At 71.6% G+C, this 20,394-nt stretch carries 15 protein-coding genes; 9 read left to right on the plus strand and 6 right to left on the minus strand.

What is annotated here, in order from left to right:
- Positions 1-4: 4 nt before the first annotated feature.
- The 3 genes from IE142_RS04750 to IE142_RS04760 all read left to right on the plus strand — a co-directional run bounded on the left by IE142_RS04750 (position 5) and on the right by IE142_RS04760 (position 3,424).
- On the plus strand, positions 5-1,615 hold the full coding sequence (locus IE142_RS04750) for an N-acyl-D-amino-acid deacylase family protein (protein ID WP_191884543.1): 1,611 nt from the start codon (positions 5-7) through the stop codon (positions 1,613-1,615).
- A gap of 97 nt (positions 1,616-1,712) precedes the next feature.
- Positions 1,713-2,924 (plus strand): pyridoxal phosphate-dependent aminotransferase, encoded by a 1,212-nt coding sequence (locus IE142_RS04755; protein ID WP_191884544.1) that lies wholly within the window; start codon positions 1,713-1,715, stop codon positions 2,922-2,924.
- Between the two features lie 77 nt (positions 2,925-3,001).
- Entirely contained in the window at positions 3,002-3,424 is a 423-nt protein-coding gene (locus IE142_RS04760; RefSeq protein ID WP_191884545.1) for an SCO4983 family protein, read from the plus strand.
- A gap of 136 nt (positions 3,425-3,560) precedes the next feature.
- Here the strand turns inward: IE142_RS04760 and IE142_RS04765 are convergent, their stop codons facing one another.
- A complete protein-coding gene (locus IE142_RS04765) occupies positions 3,561-5,312 on the minus strand; it encodes an Ig-like domain repeat protein (RefSeq protein WP_229830161.1) in 1,752 nt (583 codons plus the stop codon).
- 248 nt (positions 5,313-5,560) lie between these two features.
- Here IE142_RS04765 and IE142_RS04770 point away from each other — a divergent pair, with 248 nt between their 5' ends.
- Genes IE142_RS04770 through IE142_RS04785 form a run of 4 tightly spaced genes read left to right on the plus strand, consistent with a single transcriptional unit; the run spans position 5,561 to position 10,023 of the window.
- Positions 5,561-6,640, plus strand: a complete 1,080-nt coding sequence (locus tag IE142_RS04770; protein WP_191884546.1) for a substrate-binding domain-containing protein — start codon at positions 5,561-5,563, stop codon at positions 6,638-6,640.
- Positions 6,637-7,857, plus strand: coding sequence for a toxic anion resistance protein (locus IE142_RS04775; protein ID WP_191884547.1), 1,221 nt, complete (start codon positions 6,637-6,639; stop codon positions 7,855-7,857). Before IE142_RS04770 ends, IE142_RS04775 begins: the two co-directional genes overlap by 4 nt.
- Positions 7,854-9,413 (plus strand): vWA domain-containing protein, encoded by a 1,560-nt coding sequence (locus tag IE142_RS04780; protein WP_191884548.1) that lies wholly within the window; start codon positions 7,854-7,856, stop codon positions 9,411-9,413. Before IE142_RS04775 ends, IE142_RS04780 begins: the two co-directional genes overlap by 4 nt.
- On the plus strand, positions 9,400-10,023 hold the full coding sequence (locus IE142_RS04785; RefSeq protein ID WP_191884549.1) for a hypothetical protein: 624 nt from the start codon (positions 9,400-9,402) through the stop codon (positions 10,021-10,023). Before IE142_RS04780 ends, IE142_RS04785 begins: the two co-directional genes overlap by 14 nt.
- A 198-nt stretch (positions 10,024-10,221) precedes the next feature.
- On the opposite strand, the gene IE142_RS04790 is transcribed toward IE142_RS04785, so the two are convergent.
- Positions 10,222-12,051, minus strand: a complete 1,830-nt coding sequence (locus IE142_RS04790; protein ID WP_191884550.1) for a phosphoenolpyruvate carboxykinase (GTP) — start codon at positions 12,049-12,051, stop codon at positions 10,222-10,224.
- A gap of 295 nt (positions 12,052-12,346) precedes the next feature.
- Between IE142_RS04790 and trhA the strand changes: the two genes are divergently transcribed.
- Entirely contained in the window at positions 12,347-13,051 is a 705-nt protein-coding gene (gene trhA / locus IE142_RS04795) for a PAQR family membrane homeostasis protein TrhA (protein WP_191884551.1), read from the plus strand.
- Between the two features lie 70 nt (positions 13,052-13,121).
- A complete protein-coding gene (locus tag IE142_RS04800) occupies positions 13,122-13,853 on the plus strand; it encodes a Mut7-C RNAse domain-containing protein (RefSeq protein WP_191884552.1) in 732 nt (243 codons plus the stop codon).
- Here IE142_RS04800 and IE142_RS04805 read toward each other — a convergent pair.
- Genes IE142_RS04805 through IE142_RS04820 form a run of 4 tightly spaced genes read right to left on the minus strand, consistent with a single transcriptional unit; the run spans position 13,850 to position 20,380 of the window.
- Positions 13,850-16,288, minus strand: a complete 2,439-nt coding sequence (locus IE142_RS04805; RefSeq protein WP_191884553.1) for a galactose oxidase early set domain-containing protein — start codon at positions 16,286-16,288, stop codon at positions 13,850-13,852. The genes IE142_RS04800 and IE142_RS04805 overlap by 4 nt on opposite strands.
- On the minus strand, positions 16,285-17,475 hold the full coding sequence (locus IE142_RS04810) for a glycosyltransferase (RefSeq protein WP_191884554.1): 1,191 nt from the start codon (positions 17,473-17,475) through the stop codon (positions 16,285-16,287). Before IE142_RS04810 ends, IE142_RS04805 begins: the two co-directional genes overlap by 4 nt.
- Positions 17,472-19,121: an ArnT family glycosyltransferase gene (locus IE142_RS04815; protein ID WP_191884555.1), complete on the minus strand. Its 1,650-nt coding sequence runs from the start codon at positions 19,119-19,121 to the stop codon at positions 17,472-17,474. Before IE142_RS04815 ends, IE142_RS04810 begins: the two co-directional genes overlap by 4 nt.
- Entirely contained in the window at positions 19,118-20,380 is a 1,263-nt protein-coding gene (locus tag IE142_RS04820; protein ID WP_191884556.1) for a glycosyltransferase, read from the minus strand. Before IE142_RS04820 ends, IE142_RS04815 begins: the two co-directional genes overlap by 4 nt.
- Positions 20,381-20,394: the final 14 nt, after the last annotated feature.

Here is a 20,394-nt window from a genome sequence, read left to right on the forward strand (position 1 = left end):
GGACATGGAAGAGCTGGTCATCAGGGACGCGGACGTCGTCGACGGTTCCGGCGCCGACGCGTACCGGGCCGACGTCGTGGTCGACGGCGGCCGGATCGTCTCCATCGTCAGGGAGGCGGCCGCCGCCGGCTGCCAGCGCCCGAAGGCACGCCGCGAGCTGGACGCCGAGGGCCTGGTCCTGGCCCCCGGCTTCATCGACATGCACGCCCACAGCGACCTGGCGCTGCTGCGGGACCCCGACCACAGCGCCAAGGCCGCCCAGGGCGTCACCCTGGAGGTCATCGGCCAGGACGGGCTGTCGTACGCGCCGGTCGACGACCGCACCCTGGCCGAGGTGCGCCGCGCCATCGCCGGGTGGAACGGTCCCGGTGACGACGTCGACTTCGACTGGCGGTCGGTCGGCGAGTACCTGGACCGGCTCGATGCGGGCATCGCCGTCAACGCCGCCTACCTGATCCCGCAGGGCACGGTGCGCGCCCTGGCCGTCGGCTGGGACGACCGGGAGGCGACCGACGCCGAGCTGGAGCACATGCGGCGGCTGGTCGCCGAGGGCATGGAGCAGGGCGCGGTCGGCATGTCGTCCGGGCTGACGTACACGCCGGGCATGTACGCGAAGGACGCGGAGCTGACCGAGCTGTGCCGGGTGGTGGCGTCGTACGGCGGCTACTACTGCCCGCACCACCGCTCGTACGGGGCCGGGGCGCTGGCGGCGTACGAGGAGATGGTGGAGCTGACGCGGGAGGCGGACTGCCCGCTGCACCTCGCGCACGCCACCATGAACTTCGGCGTCAACGAGGGCCGGGCGCCCGAGCTGCTGGCCCTGCTCGACGACGCGCTCGCCGCCGGTGCCGACATCACGCTCGACACCTACCCGTACACCCCCGGCTGCACCACCCTCGTGGCGCTGCTGCCGAGCTGGGCGAGCGAGGGCGGCCCGGACCGGATCATGGAGCGGCTGGCGGACGACGACACCGCCGAGCGCATCCGGCACCACATGGAGGAGATCGGCTCCGACGGCTCCCACGGCGTGCCCATGGAGTGGGAGACGATCGAGATCTCCGGCACGGGCGACCCTGCCCTCGCGGAGTACGTCGGCCGTACGGTCCTGGAGTCGGCGCGGCTGCGCGGCGAGAGTCCGTGGACGGTCGCCCGGCACCTGCTGCTGGCCGACCGGCTGGCGCCGACCATCCTCCAGCACGTCGGCCACGAGGGGAACGTCCGCGCGATCATGCGGCACCGCGTGCACACCGGCGGCTCGGACGGCATCCTCCAGGGCGCCAAGCCGCACCCGCGCGCCTACGGCACCTTCCCGCACTACCTGGGGCACTACGTGCGCGAGCTGGGCGTGCTCTCACTGGAGGAGTGCGTCGCTCACCTGACCTCGCGCCCGGCGGCCCGGCTGCGGCTGCCGGACCGGGGGCTGGTGCGCGAGGGGTACCGGGCCGACCTGGTGCTCCTCGACCCGGCGACGGTCGCGGCGGGCAGCACGTACGAGAGCCCGCGCGTGCTGCCGACGGGCATCCCGTACGTGCTGGTCGACGGGCGGTTCGTGATGGAGGACGGACGGCGCACGGACGTACTGGCGGGGCGGTCGGTGCGGCGCACTCCGCGGTGACCCGCCCCGGGGCGGGTGACGAAACCACCCGAACCACACGTCTCAAGTGGCGGATAACACGACCCGTGAAACGTAACCGGGTCGTAAGCTCACGGACATGCAGGTGATCCAGTCGACCAAGCTCGCCAACGTCTGTTACGAGATCCGGGGCCCGGTGCTCGAGGAGGCGATGCGGCTGGAAGCGGCCGGGCACCGCATCCTGAAGCTGAACACCGGCAACCCGGCCGCCTTCGGCTTCGAGTGCCCGCCGGAGATCCTGGAGGACATCCTCCGCAACGTCTCGGCGGCCCACGGCTACGGCGACGCGAAGGGCCTGCTGGCCGCGCGCCGGGCCGTGGTCATGCACAACCAGACCCTCGGTATCGAGACCGACGTCGAGCACGTCTACATCGGCAACGGCGTCTCCGAGCTGATCGTGATGGCGATGCAGGGCCTGCTGGACGACGGCGACGAGGTCCTGGTCCCGGCGCCCGACTACCCCCTGTGGACGGCCGCCGTCTCGCTGTCCGGCGGTACGGCGGTGCACTACCGCTGCGACGAGCAGTCCGACTGGATGCCCGACCTCGCGGACGTCGAGCGGAAGATCACCGACCGCACCAAGGCGCTCGTGATCATCAACCCGAACAACCCGACGGGCGCGGTATACGACGAGGCGGTACTGCGCGGCCTGACCGACATCGCCCGCCGCCACAACCTGCTGGTCTGCTCCGACGAGATCTACGACAAGATCCTGTACGACGAGGCCGCGCACACCCCGACCGCCGCGATCGCCCCCGACCTGCTCACCCTCACCTTCAACGGCATGTCGAAGGCGTACCGGGTGGCCGGCTACCGCGTCGGCTGGATGTCGATCTCCGGGCCGCGCGCGCACGCCGAGTCCTACATCGAGGGCCTGACGATCCTGGCCAACATGCGGCTGTGCGCCAACATGCCGGGCCAGCACGGCGTGGTCGCCGCGCTCAGCGGGCGGCAGACCATCAACGAGCTGGTGCTGCCGGGCGGTCGGCTGCGGGAGCAGCGGGACGCCGCGCACGAGGCGCTGACCAGCATCCCGGGCGTGACCTGCGTCAAGCCGAAGGGTGCGCTGTACCTCTTCCCCCGGCTCGACCCCAAGGTGTTCAAGATCAAGGACGACCGGCGGATGGTCCTGGACCTGCTGCGCCAGGAGAAGATCATGGTCGTCCAGGGGACCGGCTTCAACTGGCCGGAGCCCGACCACTTCCGGGTGGTGACCCTGCCGACGGCCGGGGACCTGCGAGAGGCGATCGGGCGGATCGGCAACTTTCTGGACGGGTACGGCCAGCCGTGATCCACTCCCCGACCGCTATCAACTTTAGATTGAATCTAATGTAGGATGGTTTCCTGAAGAACTCAGGAGGCCATCCCATGTACGAACCGATCCGCACCAAGTCGGTCCACAGCACGATGGCCGGCAACACCTCGGACTTCCCCCACCGGTCCCGGGAGGAAGAGCTGGACATCCAGCTCGCGGGCCACCTCGCCGCTCTGCTCGCCGTCACGGACGAGCTGCGCGCGCGGGCGCCCGGCACCGACCTGGACACCGCCGCCGACCGGCTCGCCGAGCAGGTGACCCGACTGCGGGGAGGACAGGCGCCGGTCCGCGTGCCGGTGACCGCGGCCCGCCCCTCGCCGCACCTGGCGGCCCTGCACCGGCGGGCGCACACCCTCGCGGGCCGTGCCCTGGTGGTGGCGGCCTCCCGCGCCGACACGGCGGTCGCGATCCTGACCGCCGAGCGCATGGACGCGCACGCCGCCGCCTTCGAACCGCGCGAACTCGCGTCCCGCTGAGCCCTCCGGGCTCCCCCGACGGCCCCGGCCCGCGCGCACCCGCAGCGACGCGCGGGCCGGGTGCCATTCATCCTGCACCGCGGACGGGGCACCCCGGGCAGGCTCCCCGGAGTGCCCCGTCCTGCTGTGCGCGTGATCAGCGGGTGACGCGGACCGTCGCCGACGCGGTCGCCCCGGTGTGCAGGTCGTCGCCGGGCCAGCTGACCGTGTAGGTCGTGTCCCGGCGGGTGCGCGGCAGGTCGTCGATCGTGAAGGTGCCGTCGGCGGCGACCGTCACCGACGACAGTGTGCCGGTGCCGAGCCGGTCGGTGCGCTCCACCTTCAGCACGGCCCGCTCGGGCAGCGCCTTCCCCTTTGCGGTGAACGTGCCGGTGATGCGGACTCCGGTGCTCATCGACGCCTCCGCCGGGGCGGTCAGCACGATCGAGCCCGCCGCCTTGCCGACGGACACCGTGTGGGTGACGTCGGTGGCCGGGCGGTGGATGAGGTCTCCGAGGTACGACACGGTGTACGTGGCCTCGCCGATCAGGTCCGGCTCGTCGAGCACGGTGAAGGTGCCGTCCGCCTTGACGGTGGCGGTGCCCAGCTCGTGCGTACCGGCCGCGTCGGTGCGGGTCGCCGTGACCTTCAGCGGTTCCGCGGGCGCCGGGCCGTCCAGCTCCAGCCGGCCCCGCACCGCCAGCGCCTCACCCGCGACCGCCTGGGCGGGGCTGTGGGCCAGGGTGCCGGTGAAGCGGGTGTCGTACTGGACGGCCGGCGGCTGGACGACGTGCAGCCAGTACTGGTTCCCCGCGGTGTTGGTGGTGACCGCGAACAGCCGGGAGCCGTCGGCGGACCACTCCAGCCCGCGCGGCGCCACCCGGTCGCCGTCGAGGCTGCCCTCGAAGGCGAACTCCAGCGGTGCGGTCGCGTCCCCGGGATCGGCGGGCGACAGCAGCAGGTCGGGCGTCGCGCCGGAGGCCGAGGCGCCGCGCGCGAGGTACTTGCCGTCACCGCTGAAGGCGACGGCGGACGCGGAAGAGCCGGCCGGCAGCGACGGGTAGCCGGTCGGGGCGTCGGACAGGTCGGCGGCGTTCAGCAGCCGGGTCCCGGCGGCCGCGTCGGCGATGGCGACCTTGGTGCCGTCCGCGGAGAACGCCATGTCCTTGAGGTTCAGGGCGCCCTCGCCCTCACCGTCGGCGAAGCGGCGTCCGGCCGTGCGCACCAGGGTCGTCCCGCTCGCGTCGAACACCGAGACGAACGGGTCCGGAGCCTTGTCGTTCGCGGGCTGGCCCATCATCAGCCGGTCACCGGGGCCCGCCTCCAGCTGGAGCCTGCCGTGGTCCTGCCATCCGCTGCGCTGCCAGGTGTTGTCGGTCTGGCTGTAGTCCAGGTACGTCAGCGTCGTGTCGCACTCCGCGGCGTAGCTGGCGTACGACGCGGTGTGGTACGCCCTTCCGCCCGCGAAGGCCAGACTGCGCCCGCAGATGTCCGTGCTCGCCACCCCTGCGGTGAGCGGCAGGTACGTGGTGGTGTCGTACCGCAGGATTCCGTCCCGGCCGCCGACATGGAGCACGCTGCCGTCGGCGTTCAGTGCGAGACCGGAGACGTGGCGCGCGGTGGTGATGGTGGTGACGCGCTCGCCGGAGAAGTCGTAGACGGCGATGAGTCCCTTGTTGGCGTAGTGACCCAGGTTGCTGTCGGCGACGTACACGCGCTGGTGCGCGGAGTCGACCGTCAGCGCCGAAAACGAGGAGATCGGCAGCTTGGCCACGACGTCGGAGGTCGCGGCGTGCGCGGCGGGCGCGGCGGCGACGGTCAGGCCGCCGGCGGCGAGCGCCGCGGCCAGCAGCGTGGCCGCGAGCCGTCCGGTACGTCTGGCTGATCCAGCGCCTCGATCTGTAATCAACTGTGCCCCCCACAGGCTGTGTCGGCGGCCCTGACGGAACGGCGTTCCCCTCTCCCCACTGGACGGGGAACGGCCGTTCGGGCCGTGCAAGATCGGGAGCGTACACCGCCGTGTCCCGCCTCGCGGTGGAGTTCCGGCGGCGGGTCGGTGCGGAGTGGCTTGTTCCCGTTGCATACCGGTATGGCGCGGCCACCTCCCGTTCACCCGGGGCGCCGGGGAACGTAGGGTTCCGGAGGGATGCTCCTCGTGTGAGACGAATCGTGGGAATAGTTCTCGCGGTCCTGCTGATCGGCGGCGTGGTGGCAGCCGTCGTCGAGGGCCGGCAAGCGGAGGACGAGGGCACGGCAACGAAGACCGTGCGCGCGGTGATCGGGTCGGAGAAAGCAGCGTTCTTCGCCGACCGCGAGGTGGTGGACGCCCTCGCCGCCAAGGGCTACACCGTACGGGCGGAGACCTCCGGGTCATGGGCGATGGAGGAGCTCGACCTCGAGGGCTACGACCTCGCCTTCCCGTCCAGCCAGGCGCCGGCCGACGAGCTCGCCGACAAGCACGGCGCGCGCAAGCCGCTGCCCCGGCCCTTCTACTCTCCGCTGGTCGTGGTGGCCCACCGCAGCGCCGCCCAGGTGCTCGCGGCGGGCGGGCTCGCCACGCTGGACCGCAGCCGGGGCGGCACCCTGAAGATGGGCGCCTTCCTGGAGGCGGCCCGTGCCGACCGGACCTGGCAGCAGCTCGAGGGCGCCGAGAAGCACGGCGAGCTGACCGGGACGCTGTACGTCTCGACCACCGACCCGGAGAGCTCCAACTCCGGCGCTCTCTACCTGGCCGCCGCCTCCTACGTGGCGAACGGCAACCGGGTGGTCGCGAGCGAAGCCGACCTGGATGGCACCGCGCCGCTGATGCGCAAGCTGGTGCAGGTGCAGGGCGCCCAGAAGTCCAGCTCGGACGCGGCGTTCCGGGACTTCACGAGCGGTGTCGGCGAGCCGCTGGTGCTGGTGTACGAGTCCCAGGTCGCCGCGCTGCTCAAGGAGGGCGTCGAGAGCGTCGGCGACCTCACCCTCCTGTACCCGGACACCACCGCCACCAGCGACCACACCGTCGTACCGCTCACCGGCGAGGGCCGCGCGCTGGGTGAACTCCTCGCCACCGATCCGGAGCTGCGGCGTCTGGCCGTCGCGCACGGGTTCCGGCCGCAGGGCGCGACCGCCGAGTTCACCGAGGCGACCGAAGCCGACACCGCGTTTCTCAACCAGCAGCTGACCGACGTCCGGCAGGCTCCCGTGCCCACCTCCGAGGTGCTGCGCGAGATGGCCCGCCGGGCGCGCGGATGACAGCGGACGACAGGGGGACCGTCCAAGTGACCGACACCGGCAACGACTTCACCCTCACCCTCACCCCGCCCGAACCCGTGGCCCCCGTGCCCCGGGAGAAGGCCGGCGGACTCGTCCCCGTCGACGAGGAGACCCGCGCCGACATGGCGCGCAAGGCCGCCGCCTACGTCGAGGACCTCGCCGCGCTCGACGCCCGCTCGCCGGAGTTCGCCGGCAGGGTCGGCGAGATCACCGGGCTCGGCGCCCCCGAGATGCGCACCGCCGCCGCGCAGTCCAACCGGATGCTGGAGCGGACCGTGCGCAGTCTGCCCGACCGGGGCGACGACGCACAGGCCCGGGTCGCGGGCTCCCTGGTGGAGCTGCGGCGCGTGGTGGAGGACCTGGACCCGCGCGAGCTGCCCGTGAGCAAGGGCCGCAAGTTCCTGTCCCGGCTGCCCGGCGGCAACCGGCTGCGCGACCACGTCGCCAAGTACGCCTCCGCCCAGGGCACCCTCAACAGGATCGTGGGCTCGCTGCGCGGCGGCCAGGACGAACTGCGCCGCGACAACGCGGCGTTGCAGACCGAGCGGGTCCGCCTGTGGGAGACCATGGGCAAACTCCAGGAGTACGTCGTGCTCACCGAGGCCCTGGACACGGCCGTCGATCGGCACGTCGCCGGTGTCGAGGCGGCCGACCCGCACGCCGCCGACGCACTGCGCGCCGACGTCCTCTTCCCGGTCCGGCAGAAGCACCAGGACCTGCTCACCCAGCTCGCGGTGTGCGCGCAGGGATACCTCGCCATGGACGTCGTACGCCGCAACAACGAGGAGTTGATCAAGGGCGTCGACCGGGCGGCCACGACCACGGTGTCGGCGCTGCGGATCTCGGTGATGCTGGCCTCCGCGCTGGACCACCAGAAGAAGGTCGTGGAGCAGGTCAACGCGCTGCGCGGCACGACCGAGGAACTGATCCGGGGCAACGCGGAGATGCTCGCCACGCAGAGCGGGGAGATCCAGCGCATCGCCGCCGACCCGGCGGTGGGCGCGGAGACCCTGCGCACCGCCTTCCAGCAGATCTACCGCACCCTCGACACCATCGACACCTACAAGGTGCAGGCGACGGAGGCGATGGCGGCGACCGTGGAGTCGCTCACGGGAGAGCTGCGGCACGCGAGCGCGTACCTGGATCGCAGCCGCGCGCAGGGGCGGCTGGAGTCCCACGAAGGGGGCCTGGAATGAGACGCCGCGCCCTGGCGGGGTGCCTCGCCGCACTCGCCCTCCTCACCGCCTGCACCTCGCAGGGGGCCGACGGCACGGACGGCCCGCCGGCCCCCGGAGCGTCCGGCCCCGCCGAGCCCGGCATCCTGCGGGTCCTGGCCTCCAGCGAGCTGACCGACATGACCCCGATCCTGGAGCAGGTCCGCGAGGACACCGGCGTCACCGTCCGCCTCACCCCCATCGGCACCCTCGACGCCGTGGACCTGCTGGCGAAGGGCGGGACGGACGGCAGGTACGACGCGGTGTGGCTGTCGTCCAACGACTCGCTGCGCCTGCGCCCCGAGGCCGCTGAGCGGGTCGTCTCCGAGACGCCGGTGATGTCCAGCCCCGTCGCCATCGGCGTGAAGGACGCCACCGTGAGGAAACTGGGGTGGCGGCCCGGGCAGGTCACCTGGTCCGACGTGGAGCGGGCCGTCACCGTCGGCAAGCTCACCTACGGCATGACCGACCCGGCCCGCTCCAACTCCGGCTTCGCCACCCTGGTCTCGGTCGCCTCCGCGCTCTCCGGCGCCCAGTCCGCGCTCACGGACGCGGACGTGGCGAAGGCGACGCCCCGGCTGAAGGAGTTCTTCGCCGGGCAGAAGCTGACCTCGGGCTCGTCGGGCTGGCTGGCGTCGGCCTACCAGCGGCGCGGGACCGTGGACGCGCTGCTCAACTACGAGTCCGTCCTCAAGGGCATCGACGGCCTCACCGTCATCCGCCCCACCGACGGCGTGCTCACCGCCGACTACCCGCTCTCCACGCTCGCCTCGACGAACGCCGCGACCCGCGAGGACGTCCGCCGCGTCGCCGAGGCGCTGCGCAGCCAGGGGACGCAGCGGGAGATCACTGCCCTCACCAACCGCCGCCCGGTCCTCGCCTCCGTGCCGCCCGCCGCCGGCCTGGACACGAGCCGGCGCCGCGAACTGCCCTCCCCCGGCAGCCGGTCCGTAGCCGACGGCCTGCTGGACTCCTACGAGAACGACCTGCGCCGCCCGTCCAGGACGGTGTACGTCCTGGACACCTCCGGCTCGATGGCGGGCGAGCGGCTGAGCCGCCTGAAGCAGGCTCTCACCGCACTCACCGGCGACTTCCGCGACCGCGAGGAGGTGACGCTGATGCCCTTCGGGTCGGACGTGAAACAGGTCTCCACCCACGTCGTGGACCCCGCCGACCCGCGCTCCGGGCTGGACGGCATCCGCCGGGACACCGAGCGCCTGACCGCCCAGGGCGACACCGCGATCTTCACTACGCTGGAGAAGGCGTACGACCACCTCGGCGGCGGTGGGGACACGTTCACGTCGATCGTGCTGATGACGGACGGTGAGAACACCACCGGCGCCGACGCGGCCGACTTCGACCGGTTCTACGGCTCGCTGGGCAAGGCCCGGCAGGAGATCCCGGTCTTCCCGATCCTCTTCGGCGACTCCGACCGCGCCGAGCTGGCACACATCGCCGAACTGACCGGCGGCCGCCTCTTCGACGCCCGGAAGGGCTCGCTGGACGGCGCCTTCGAGGAGATCCGTGGCTACCAGTAGGGGCGGGGGCGTCTGGACGTATCTGGAGTCCCGCAAGAACTTGACGGGCAGCGCCTGCGGACTGGCGGGTGTCGTGCTGACCCTCACAGGGGTGGCGGGGCCGTACTGGCCCGTGGTGGTGGTCGGCCTGTACGGGGCCGGTGCGCTGGTCGCCCCGCCGGAGCGGCCCGCGCCGCCCGAGTTCCCCGACCCGTCGGCGCAGCTGTCGGCCCAGCTGGAGGAGGTGCGCGGCGACTTCGGGCGGCTGCGCGGCTACCTGGCCGACGTCGAGCTGCCGCCGGCCGCCGGGGAGCGGCTGGGCGATCTGACCGGGCTGCTGGGGGCGCTGCTGGAGCCGGGCTGGGTCGCCGAGGTGCTGGCGGCAGACCCGGACGGCGTGCACGCGGTGTCGCGGGCGGTGCGGCAGGACGTACCGGAGGCCGTGGACGCGTATGTGCGGGCCCGCTGGTGGACGCGGCTGACGCCGGGGCAGGAGCCGCCGGAGCGCCACTTGGAGCGGCAGCTGACGCTGCTCCACGAGGAGGCGGAGCGGCTGGCGGCGCAGCTGCGGGAGACCGAGGCGCGGCGGCAGGAGTCCCACACGCGGTACCTGGAGGACCGCTCGGGCTGACGGGCGCCGGGAGAGCCGGAAGGCGCGGAGTTGGGGCCGGGTCCTCCGCACGCCGTTGTGCGGTGACCCGGCCCGAGGCGGGACCTCCCCGTGCTCCGGGACATCGAGCTACTGGAGCGTGAGAAGGTCCCTCGCGGCCGGCCTTCGTGACGACTTCGCGGGTCAGGGCTAGCCGGACCGGCCGCGAAACCAGGGGGATCAGCCCAGGCGCCGCACCAGCGCGCGGTACTGGTCCCACAGCTCGGCGGGCGTGTGGTCGCCGAAGGTGTTCAGGTGCTCGGGGACGAGCGCCGCCTCCTCGCGCCACACCTCCTTGTCGACGCTGAGCAGGAAGTCCAGGTCGGCGTCGGCGAGGTCGAGGCCGTCGGTGTCCAGGGACTCCTTGGTCGGCAGCACGCCGATCGGGGTCTCGACACCGTCCGCCTTGCCCTCCAGGCGCTCCACGATCCACTTGAGGACGCGGCCGTTCTCGCCGAAGCCCGGCCAGACGAACCTGCCCTCGTCGTCCTTGCGGAACCAGTTGACGTAGTAGATCTTGGGCAGCTTGGACTGGTCCTTGTCCTTGGCCACGTCGATCCAGTGACCCATGTAGTCGCCCATGTTGTAGCCGCAGAACGGCAGCATGGCGAAGGGGTCGCGGCGCAGCTCGCCGACCTTGCCCTCGGCGGCGGCGGTCTTCTCGGAGGCCACGTTGGCGCCGAGGAAGACGCCGTGGTTCCAGTCGAAGGACTCGGTGACCAGCGGTACGGCGGTGGCGCGGCGCCCGCCGAAGAGGATCGCCGAGATCGGCACGCCCTTGGGGTCCTCCCACTCCGGCGCGATGATCGGGCACTGCGCGGCGGGGGTGGTGAAGCGGGCGTTGGGGTGGGCGGCGGGGGTGCCGGACTCGGGCGTCCAGTCGTTGCCCTTCCAGTCCGTGAGGTGGGCCGGGGTCTCCTCGGTCATGCCCTCCCACCACACGTCGCCGTCGTCGGTGAGGGCGACGTTGGTGAAGACCGAGTTGCCCCACAGGGTCTTCATCGCGTTGGCGTTGGTGTGCTCACCGGTGCCGGGCGCGACGCCGAAGAAGCCGGCCTCGGGGTTGATCGCGTACAGGCGGCCGTCCTCGCCGAAGCGCATCCAGGCGATGTCGTCGCCGATGGTCTCCACGGTCCAGCCGGAGATCGTGGGCTCCAGCATGGCGAGGTTGGTCTTGCCGCAGGCCGACGGGAAGGCGGCGGCGACGTACTTGGGCTCGCCGGTGGGCGGGGTCAGCTTCAGCACGAGCATGTGCTCGGCGAGCCAGCCCTCGTCGCGGGCCATGACGGAGGCGATGCGCAGGGCGTAGCACTTCTTGCCGAGCAGGGCGTTGCCGCCGTAGCCGGAGCCGTAGGACCAGATCTCGCGGTCCTCGGGGAAGTGCGAGATGTACTTGGTGCTGTTGCACGGCCACGGAACGTCCTCCTGGCCCTCTGCCAGCGGGGCGCCGAGGGTGTGCACGGCCTTGACGAAGAAGCCCTCGTCGCCGAGCTCGTCCAGGACCGGCTGTCCCATGCGGGTCATGGTGCGCATGGAGACGGCCACGTACGCGGAGTCGGTGATCTCGACGCCCAGCGCGGAAAGCGGGGAGCCGAGGGGGCCCATGCAGAAGGGCACGACGTACATGGTCCGGCCGCGCATGGAGCCGCGGAACAGGCCCCCTTCGCCCTTGTCACCCGTGAAGATCTCCCGCATCTCGGCGGGGTCCTTCCAGTGGTTGGTGGGGCCGGCGTCCTCCTCCTTCGCGGAGCAGATGAAGGTCCGGTCCTCGACGCGCGCGACGTCGGAGGGGTCGGAGGCCGCGTAGTACGAGTTGGGGCGCTTGATCGGGTCGAGCTTGCGGAAGGTGCCCTTCTCGACGAGCTCCCCGCACAGGCGCTCGTACTCGGCCTCGGATCCGTCACACCAGACCACTTCGTCCGGCTGGGTCAGTTCGGCGATCTCGTTCACCCACGAGATCAGCTCCTGGTGGTTGGTGGGGACGGGGGGAGCAGCGATGTCGCGCGCCACGATTGCTCCTAAATGAGGGGTTTTTGTTTGGGGCCCCGTGGGGGCTGCGACCCGGATGCGTGACGTTGTCCTCTTGGGCGCTCATCCGGTGTCGACCGCACTCATTTGATCATCCGACGCGAGCGCCCATCTGTCCAGAGGGCGTCACACCTGAGCGGCGTGAGGATCGCCACGTGTCCGCGTCGGTGATTTTTGATGGATGCGCGGCCGGGTACCCCGTGAGACGATGACCACTCAGGATCGACGAGGCTCCGTACTGATGCGTAACTTACGACCCCGTAGGTACGATGCGCCCATGACTGCGTCCGTCCCCGACGCGCACGAGGACACACCGGCCGCCGGCCGCGGTCCCGTGGCGCTCTCCCTGCCGCATCCGGTCAAGCCCAAGCTGCGGGGCTGGCTGCACCTCGGCATGTTCCCGGCCGTCCTCGTGGCGGGCCTGGTGCTCACCGCCCTCGCCGAGACACCCGAAGGCCGCATCGCCTGCGGGATCTACGTACTGACCGCCTGCCTGCTGTTCGGCGTCAGCGCCCTCTACCACCGGGGCAACTGGAGTCCGCGCATGGACGGCGTGCTGCGCCGTCTCGACCACGCCAACATCTTCCTGATCATCGCGGGCACCTACACCCCGCTCACGATGCTGCTGCTGCCCGACGCCAAGGGCCAGTGGCTGCTGTGGGGCATCTGGGCCGCCGCCGCGGCCGGCATCGTCTTCCGCGTCTTCTGGGTCGGCGCCCCGCGCTGGCTCTACACCCCCTGCTACCTCGCCATGGGCTGGGCGGCCGTCTTCTACCTGCCGGAGTTCATGCGGACCGGCGGCATCGCGGTGCTGGTCCTGGTGATCGTCGGTGGACTGCTCTACAGCGCGGGCGGCGTGATCTACGGCATCCAGCGCCCCAACCCCTCACCCCGCTGGTTCGGCTTCCACGAGGTCTTCCACTCCCTCACGCTGGCCGCCTTCATCGCGCACTACGTGGGGATCTCGCTGGTCGCGTACTAGAGCGGCCGCAGCACACGGGGCGTGCGGAAAGGCCCGGGCCGTGCCCCTCACCCCGTGGCATCCTGGCCGCGTGAACGGACCCGAGATCCACGTCGAATTCGCTCCCGAACTGCACCTGTTCGTCCCGCGGGCCCGCCCGACCGGTGCCACCCGCACCGTCACCGACGGTGTCTCCACGCTCGGGCACGTCGTCGAGTCCCTCGGCGTCCCGCTGACCGAGGTCGGCGCGCTCCTCGTGGACGGCCGCGAAGTGCCGCGCGGACACGTGCCCACGGGCGGCGAGTCGGTGAGCGTGCGGCCCGTCGAGCGCCCGCAGCGGGTGCCGGGCGCTCCCCTGCGCTTCCTGCTCGACGTCCACCTGGGCACCCTCGCCCGCCGGCTGCGGCTGCTCGGCGTGGACACCGCCTACGAGTCCACCGACCTCGGCGACCCGGCGCTCGCCGCGCTGTCGGCCGCCGAGAAGCGGGTCCTGCTCAGCCGCGACCGGGGCCTGCTGCGCCGCCGCGAGCTGTGGGCCGGCGCCTACGTCTACAGCACCCGCCCCGACGACCAGCTCCGCGAGGTGCTGGACCGCTTCCGGCCCGAGCTGCGCCCCTGGACGAGGTGCACCGCCTGCAACGGCCTGCTGGAGGAGACCACCAAGGAGCAGGTCGCGGACCAGCTCAAGGGCGGCACCCAGCGGTCGTACGACGTGTTCGCGCAGTGCCGGGGCTGCGGGCGGGCGTACTGGAGGGGCGCGCACCACGAGCAGCTGGAGGCCATCGTGGAGCGCGCCCTCACCGAGTCCGGGCAGGAACGTTAGCGCTTCCCGCGCACGTCCCCCTTCCCGCAGGCGACGCCGTCGCGGTTGCGGTCCAGCTTCAGCGGGTCGTCCTTGCCGTTGACCTCCAGGGGCCCGTAGTCGTGCTCCTTCAGCCAGGTGCAGCGGTCGGCCGTCGTCGCCTTGACCTCCTCCGGGAACGCGGTCGGCACGCACACGTTGGCGGAGCCGTAGTGCCGGTCGCAGCCGGAGACGGTGGGGCTGACCGGCTGCGAGGCGCGCTTCACGCCGGGCTCGGCCACCTCGCCCCGCGGGGCGTCGGCGAAGGAGTGGACGTGTGCGGAGGCGTCCTTGGTGCTGAGCGCGCGCGGGCCGTCGAGGTGCACCCACTTCGCCACCGAGGGCACACCGTTCGCGTCGACCGCGAAGAGCATGTACCAGCCGGGCGGAGCCAGGTTGGGATTGCTGGTGACGTTGAGGTCGACGTTGTCGCCGTCCACCGACAGCGGCAGGTCCACGAACCGCTGGTTCGGGTCCGAGGAGTGCGTGACCGCGGCCGGGCGGATCAGCTCGGCTTTGGCGATCGGCCGGTCGACGGTGATCCGCTGGGTGTCGCCGTAGTTCCACTCGGTGTCGATGACCGAGGTGATCGTCGGGCGCTCGCCCTTGAGCAGGTAGGGCGGCGTGTAGATCGACACGTCGTGGTTCCATGAGCCGTTGCCCGGGTTGTCGCCGGTCGTCATCACGCGGCCGTCGGGCAGCAGGAACGCCGAGGAGTGGTAGCCGCGGGCCTCGGGGTCGACCGCCACCGGGTCGAAGCTCTCGGTCGCCGGGTCGAAGATCGACGTCTCGAAGACCGGGTCGGCCCGGTTGTGCAGCGCGCCGCCGGTCTCCAGCACCCTGCCGTCGGGCAGCAGAACCGCGGAGACGTACATCTTGCCCTGGTCACCGGTCTGCGGGACCGGTCCGTTGCCGAGGTCGACGGTGCCCTGCGGGAGGGGCGGACCGGCGACGTACGTGGGGTCGGGCTGCTTGAGGTCGATGATGTCGGTGAGGCGGTTGGCGTCCGGATTGGAGTCGGTGTTGCCGCCGCCGATGGTCAGCACCTTCTGGTCCTGCGCCGGGGGCAGCAGCACGCTCATCGACTGGTCCCGCTCGTCCTTGCGCTGGAGGCCGGGTACCTCGGTGATGGTGTTGGCCCCGTAGTCGTAGATCGCGGAGCCGGTGCCGGGGATGTTGTTGCCGAAGACGTGGCTGCCGGAGTAGAAGAGCCGGCCGTCCTGCATGAGGATCATCGACGGGTACAGGCCCCAGTACGACCAGGTCTGGTTGACCTGCCAGGTCGGCAGCCACTTCTGCTGCTCGTCCGACCACAGCTCCGCCGTCACCGAGCCGGTGGAGTCCTCGCGCAGGCCGCCGAAGGAGATGACGTCGCCGTTGCCGAGGATCGTCGCCGACGGGTACCAGTGGCCGTCGTTCATGTCGTTGGTCTTGAGGTAGGTCTCGGTCTCCGGGTCGAAGACGTACGAGTCCTTGAAGCCCTGGTAGCCGATCGTGCCGTCCGCCGAGGGGTAGCCCAGGTTGCCGCTCATGACGAGCACGCGACCGTCCTTGAGCTGCACGTGCCCGGCGCAGAACATGTCCTTGGGCGTCGGGATGGTCCTGTAGTCGCCGGTCTGCGGGTCGTAGACCGCGGAGGTGAAGGTGCCCGCCTCGAACATCTCCGGGTCGTTGCCGGAGCCCGCGATCAGCAGCACCTTGCCGTTGTGCAGCACGACCGAGTGCATGGAGCGGACCGGGTTCTCGGTGGGCAGCACGTCCCAGCTGCCGTCGGCGCACTCCTCGGCGGTGCCCGTGCACTCCGGGTCCGGAATCGGGTCGGCGACCTGCTCCATCGTGTAGTCGTCGGTGGTCGCCGAGCCTGTGCCGTAGACGGAGACGCCCCAGCTGATGCGGTCGGTGCCGGCCGGGACCTCGGGGGTGCGGACGCTCGCCTGCGTCCAGTCTGCCGCCAGGTCCAGGGTCTTCAGGTCGGTCCAGTACTGCCAGCCCGCGGTGGCGTCGTGCCGGAAGAGGGTGAGTGAGGCGTCCGGGGTCGTCGTCTTGTACCAGAGCGACAGGTCGTACTGCTTGCCCTCCGTCACCACCGGCGCGCACTCGGCGGACTCGGTGATCAGGGCCTTGCGGTCGCCGTCGACGCGACGGGTCAGCTCCACCTTCATGGCCTTGTCGCCGGAGTGGGCGTCGGCGACCGTCTCGAAGGTGAAGTCGTTGTCGCCCCAGCCGGACTTCTCCCAGCAGTACGGCATGTCGCCGGTGCCGGCGGTCTCGAAACCGGGGTTGGTGATCAGGTCGGCGGCGGAGGCGGGCTGCGGCGCGGTGAGGAGGAGGCCGCCGGTGAGGGCGGACACCGCCAGGAGCGCGGAGGTTCTCCGTCGGGGAGCCCGGCGGAGGACTCTTCGCGGTCTGCTTCTCATGCGTCACTCCTTGCTGTGCGGGCCGTACGGCGTCGGCGCGGGAGGTACACCAGCGCTTCGGTCCCGGCGAAGCGCAGGACGAAGGTGATGACGAGAGCCAGCGCGGTGGCCGGCAGCACGGCAAGTTCGAACTGGCCGACGAGCAGGGCGATCAGCGGGATGCGCAGCACCAGGTCGGCGTTGGCGATCAGCGCGAACCTCAGGGTCCGGTCGGCCCAGTGCCGGTGCCGGCGCCGATCGCGGAAGAGCAGCCGCTCCAGGAGCAGGAAGTTCCAGGCCACGCCGAACTGGTTGGCGGCGATCTCGGCGGGCAGGTAGTGCACGCCCGCCTCGGTGAACGCCCACAGGGCGGCCAGGTTCGGCACGAAGCCGCTCAGCCCGATCAGCCCGAAGGCGACCATGCGGGCCAGCGGCGAGGCGGTGCGCAGTCCGGCCAGGTGGCGCAGGAAGCGCATGCCCTCCTGGGCCGTGGACTTGGACTCGCCGGCGAACCGCTCCTCGAAGACGAAGGGCACTTCGGTGACGGCCTGGGGGCGGCTGCGGACGGCCAGCTCCAGGAGGATCTTGTAGCCCAGCGGCTTGAGCACGTCGGCGGTGACCTCGCTGCGGCGGATGGCGAAGAAGCCGCTCATCGGGTCGCTGATGCCGTGCAGGCGGCGCGGGAAGAGCGCCTTCGTCAGCCAGGTCGCCGCGCGGGAGACGGCGACCCGGTAGCTGCCCGCGAGGCCGGCGCGGCTGCCGCCCTTGACGTAGCGGGAGGCGACGACCAGTCCGGCGCCCGTCCGCTCGCCGGTGGCGACCAGCTCCGGCACCAGGGAGGGCGGATGCTGGCAGTCGCCGTCCATGACGACGATCCAGGCCGACCCGGCCGCCCGCATGCCCTCGACGACGGCGCCGCCGAGCCCGCCGGAGGGTTCGGCGCGGTGCAGGACGGTGACCGGGAAGGGGCAGTCGGGCGCCGCCGCGCGGATCACGTCCGGGGTGTCGTCGGTGGAGTCGTCCACGAAGACGACCTCACAGGGCAGCCGGGCGGGCACGGACTCGGTGATGAGGCGGAGCAGCCGCCGTACGTTGCCGGACTCGTTGAAGGTCGGTACGACGATGGTGACGGCGCCCGGCTCGGGGACCTCCGCGGCGCCTACGGCCGGATCGCCCAGCTCGCCGGGGACGGTGGACTCGTGACTCATCGGGCGGCTCCGGAGGGCTGGACGCGGCGGATCTCGATACGGTCCGCACCGGTGCCGAAGACGGCGACCGGAGCCGAGTGGTTCATGGCCGCCTTCACGTTGGGCAGGTCGACCGCGTCGCGCCGCACCGTCGGGGAGGCCACCACGTAGTCGATGTCCCGCCAGCCGCCCGGCATCGTCTTGGTGACGGCCGGGTCGAGGTCGGCCTTGTAGAACCAGATGACGCCGAGCCCGGGTTCGTACCCGGCGTGCACGAGGTCCAGCCAGAGCGCGTCGTCGACGAGGACGCGGGTGTCCTCCGGGTTGGGGACCTCGCTCGCCAGCCAGTCGGCGGCGGCCTCGTAGGGAGCGTTGGCGTCGGCGGTGACGGCGGTCCGGTCGCCGTCGTACCAGCGGGGTACGACGTAGGCGCCGGCGGCGAGCACCAGGACGCCGGCGAGGGCGTACCGCCCCAGGGTGACGCCCCGCTTCTCGGCCTCGGTGCGCCATCTGCGCAGGACGGCGTGGGCGACGCTCGCCGCGCCGCCGGCCAGCACCAGGGCGAGGAAGGGCAGCGCCTGGATGACGTACATGGCGGGCAGGTAGCCGCTGGGGCGCAGGGCGAGGGCGGCGAGGATCGCGACCGTGAGGGCCGGGCCGGCCAGGGCGCGGGCGGTGACCGACCAGCGCCAGGTGACCAGCAGGAGCAGCGCCCCGGCGAGACCGCCGAGGGGCAGGACCCGGTCGTAGTAGAGCCAGGACTGCAGGACGCCCCACGAGCCGGAGCCCTCGTCGAGGATGAAGCCGGAGCCGGGGCGGGTGAGCTGGTACTCGATGCCCTCCCACAGGGACACGTGCCCTTCGCCCGGCAGCAGCTCGCCCTTGAGCAGGGCGAACAGCGGATAGGAGAAACCGATGAGCGCGCAGGCCGTGACGGCGCCGGTCAGGGCGAACTTGCGGGTGTCCCGGTGGCTGTGCCGCCAGGCGGTGACGAAGAGGGCGGGCAGGACGACGAGCATCGTCTCCTTGGTGAGCACGGCCGTCGCGGCTGCGATGCCCGCCCCGAAGTGGTGCCACAGGTGCCGGCTCGGTGAGGCGGCCAGCGCGAAGGCCAGCAGGGTCCACATCACCGCGAGGTTGTCGAGGAAGATCTCCCGCTGGAGGACCACCGACAACGGGGAGAGCCCGAAGAGGGCCATGGCGAGCCCGGCAGCCCAGCGGGGCAGGGACAGGCGGCGGGCGATGACGTGGACGAGGACGGCGGACACCGCGCTGACCAGCAGCATCACGCCGCGCATGGTGCCGACGGTCATCGACTCGGGGCTGAGCAGCGCCGGTACCCAGGTCAGCACTGCTATCTGGATCCAGCCGAGCGGCGGGTGGTCGTACCAGTAGGTGTAGTGGGCCAGGCCCTCGCCCTGCTGGACGGCCCAGGCCTGGGCGAGGTAGGTGCCCTCGTCGTCACTGAGGGTCGGGTAGTCGGAGATGTTCCAGCCCTGCACGAGCATGATCGCCACGAGGAGCGTGCCGCAGAGCAGGAGGTCGGGGCGCGAGGAGCGCAGGCGGCCCGGTGGTGCCGCTCTCCGGGCGGGCGGGTCGCTGTCGTGGGCAGGCGTGCGCTGCGCGGGGACCTCGGTGCCGGTCGCCGCTGGGAGGGTCGAGGTCACGCGGGGACGTCCTCTCGGTCCACCGGCGCGAGATGGACGCCGACATGGCTGGTCAACTCCCAGTCGTTGCGGCCGCGTTGCTCGCGCCAGACGGCGCGGACGGCGGCCCCGGCCAGGAGGACCTGGTAGAAGGGGCCGCCGACGATCAGTTTCACGTAGTGCGTGAAGCGGACCCGGAGGCCGTACTGCTTGCCGAAGTCGTGCAGACCGACGACCTCGAAGACGAAGGTGACCAGGGCGGTGACGGCCGGCAGGAAGGTGACGAAGGCGATGCCGACGGGCACGTCCAGCAGCAGCGCGACGGCCGCGTTGAGCGGGATGATCACACCGGTGAAGGCCTGGAAGAACGGCGTCATCAGGGTGTAGCGGGCCAGCAACCGCTGGGTGAAGGTGGGCAGTTGCCTCCAGTCCTTCTTCCGGTACACCTGGAGGAAGCCCTGGTTCCAACGGGTGCGTTGCTTCAGCAGGGAGATCAGCGTGCCCGGGGTCTCCTCGCGGGTGACCATGTCGGAGTCGTAGGCGACGACGACCTTCTTGCCGATGCTGGAGAGCCGGACGCCGAGGTCGCAGTCCTCGGCCAGGCAGTCGGGGTCCCAGCCGTCGGCCGCGCGGAGCACGTCCGTGCGCACGAAGACGGTGTTGCCGCCGAGCGGGATGAACCCCTTCTGCGCGTGCAGGTGCAGCCGGGAGCGGAACCAGAAGAAGTACTCCAGGCAGTTGCGCAGGCTGTACCAGCTGGAGTGGAAGTTGATCAACTGGACGCCGCCCTGCACGACGTCGGCGCCGGTGGTGCGGAAGGCGTGGTCGACGTGGGCGAGCAGCGCCGGGTGGACCTGGTCCTCGGCGTCGAAGACCCCGACGACGTCGCCGCGGCAGTGCGGCAGCGCCGTGTTCATGGCCCTCGGCTTGTTCTTCTTCTCGTGGGTGTCGACGACGACCCGCAGGCGCGGATCACGGCCGGCGGCCCGCTCGGCGACGGCGGTGGTCTCCGGATCGTCGTGCCCGACGATCACGATGATCTCGAAGTCGGCGTGGGTCGAGGTCAGCAGCCGCTGGATGGTCTGGTCGAGCACCGCCTGCTCGTGCCGCGCGGGCACGAGCAGCGAGAACGACACGTGCTCGTCCCCGTCCGGCGGGCTGAACCGGGTCGAGGCCAGGACCTCCGGCGTACGCCAGGCGTGCATCTGCCACCACAGCGTGAACGCCGCCATCCAGAAGAGCGCCAGTGAAACAGCAGCGATGAACACGGACGTCAGCAAAAAGATCCCCCCAG

This window comes from Streptomyces mutabilis, from assembly GCF_014649815.1.
Classification (GTDB): domain Bacteria; phylum Actinomycetota; class Actinomycetes; order Streptomycetales; family Streptomycetaceae; genus Streptomyces; species Streptomyces mutabilis.

Coding starts and splice junctions, on each gene's coding strand:
- IE142_RS04750 (WP_191884543.1), top strand. CDS start 5: ATGGAAGAGCTGGTCATCAGGGACGCGGACGTCGTCGACGGTTCCGGC.
- IE142_RS04755 (WP_191884544.1), top strand. CDS start 1,713: ATGCAGGTGATCCAGTCGACCAAGCTCGCCAACGTCTGTTACGAGATC.
- IE142_RS04760 (WP_191884545.1), top strand. CDS start 3,002: ATGTACGAACCGATCCGCACCAAGTCGGTCCACAGCACGATGGCCGGC.
- IE142_RS04775 (WP_191884547.1), top strand. CDS start 6,637: ATGACAGCGGACGACAGGGGGACCGTCCAAGTGACCGACACCGGCAAC.
- IE142_RS04780 (WP_191884548.1), top strand. CDS start 7,854: ATGAGACGCCGCGCCCTGGCGGGGTGCCTCGCCGCACTCGCCCTCCTC.
- trhA (WP_191884551.1), top strand. CDS start 12,347: ATGACTGCGTCCGTCCCCGACGCGCACGAGGACACACCGGCCGCCGGC.
- IE142_RS04805 (WP_191884553.1), bottom strand. CDS start 16,288: ATGAGAAGCAGACCGCGAAGAGTCCTCCGCCGGGCTCCCCGACGGAGA.
- IE142_RS04810 (WP_191884554.1), bottom strand. CDS start 17,475: ATGAGTCACGAGTCCACCGTCCCCGGCGAGCTGGGCGATCCGGCCGTA.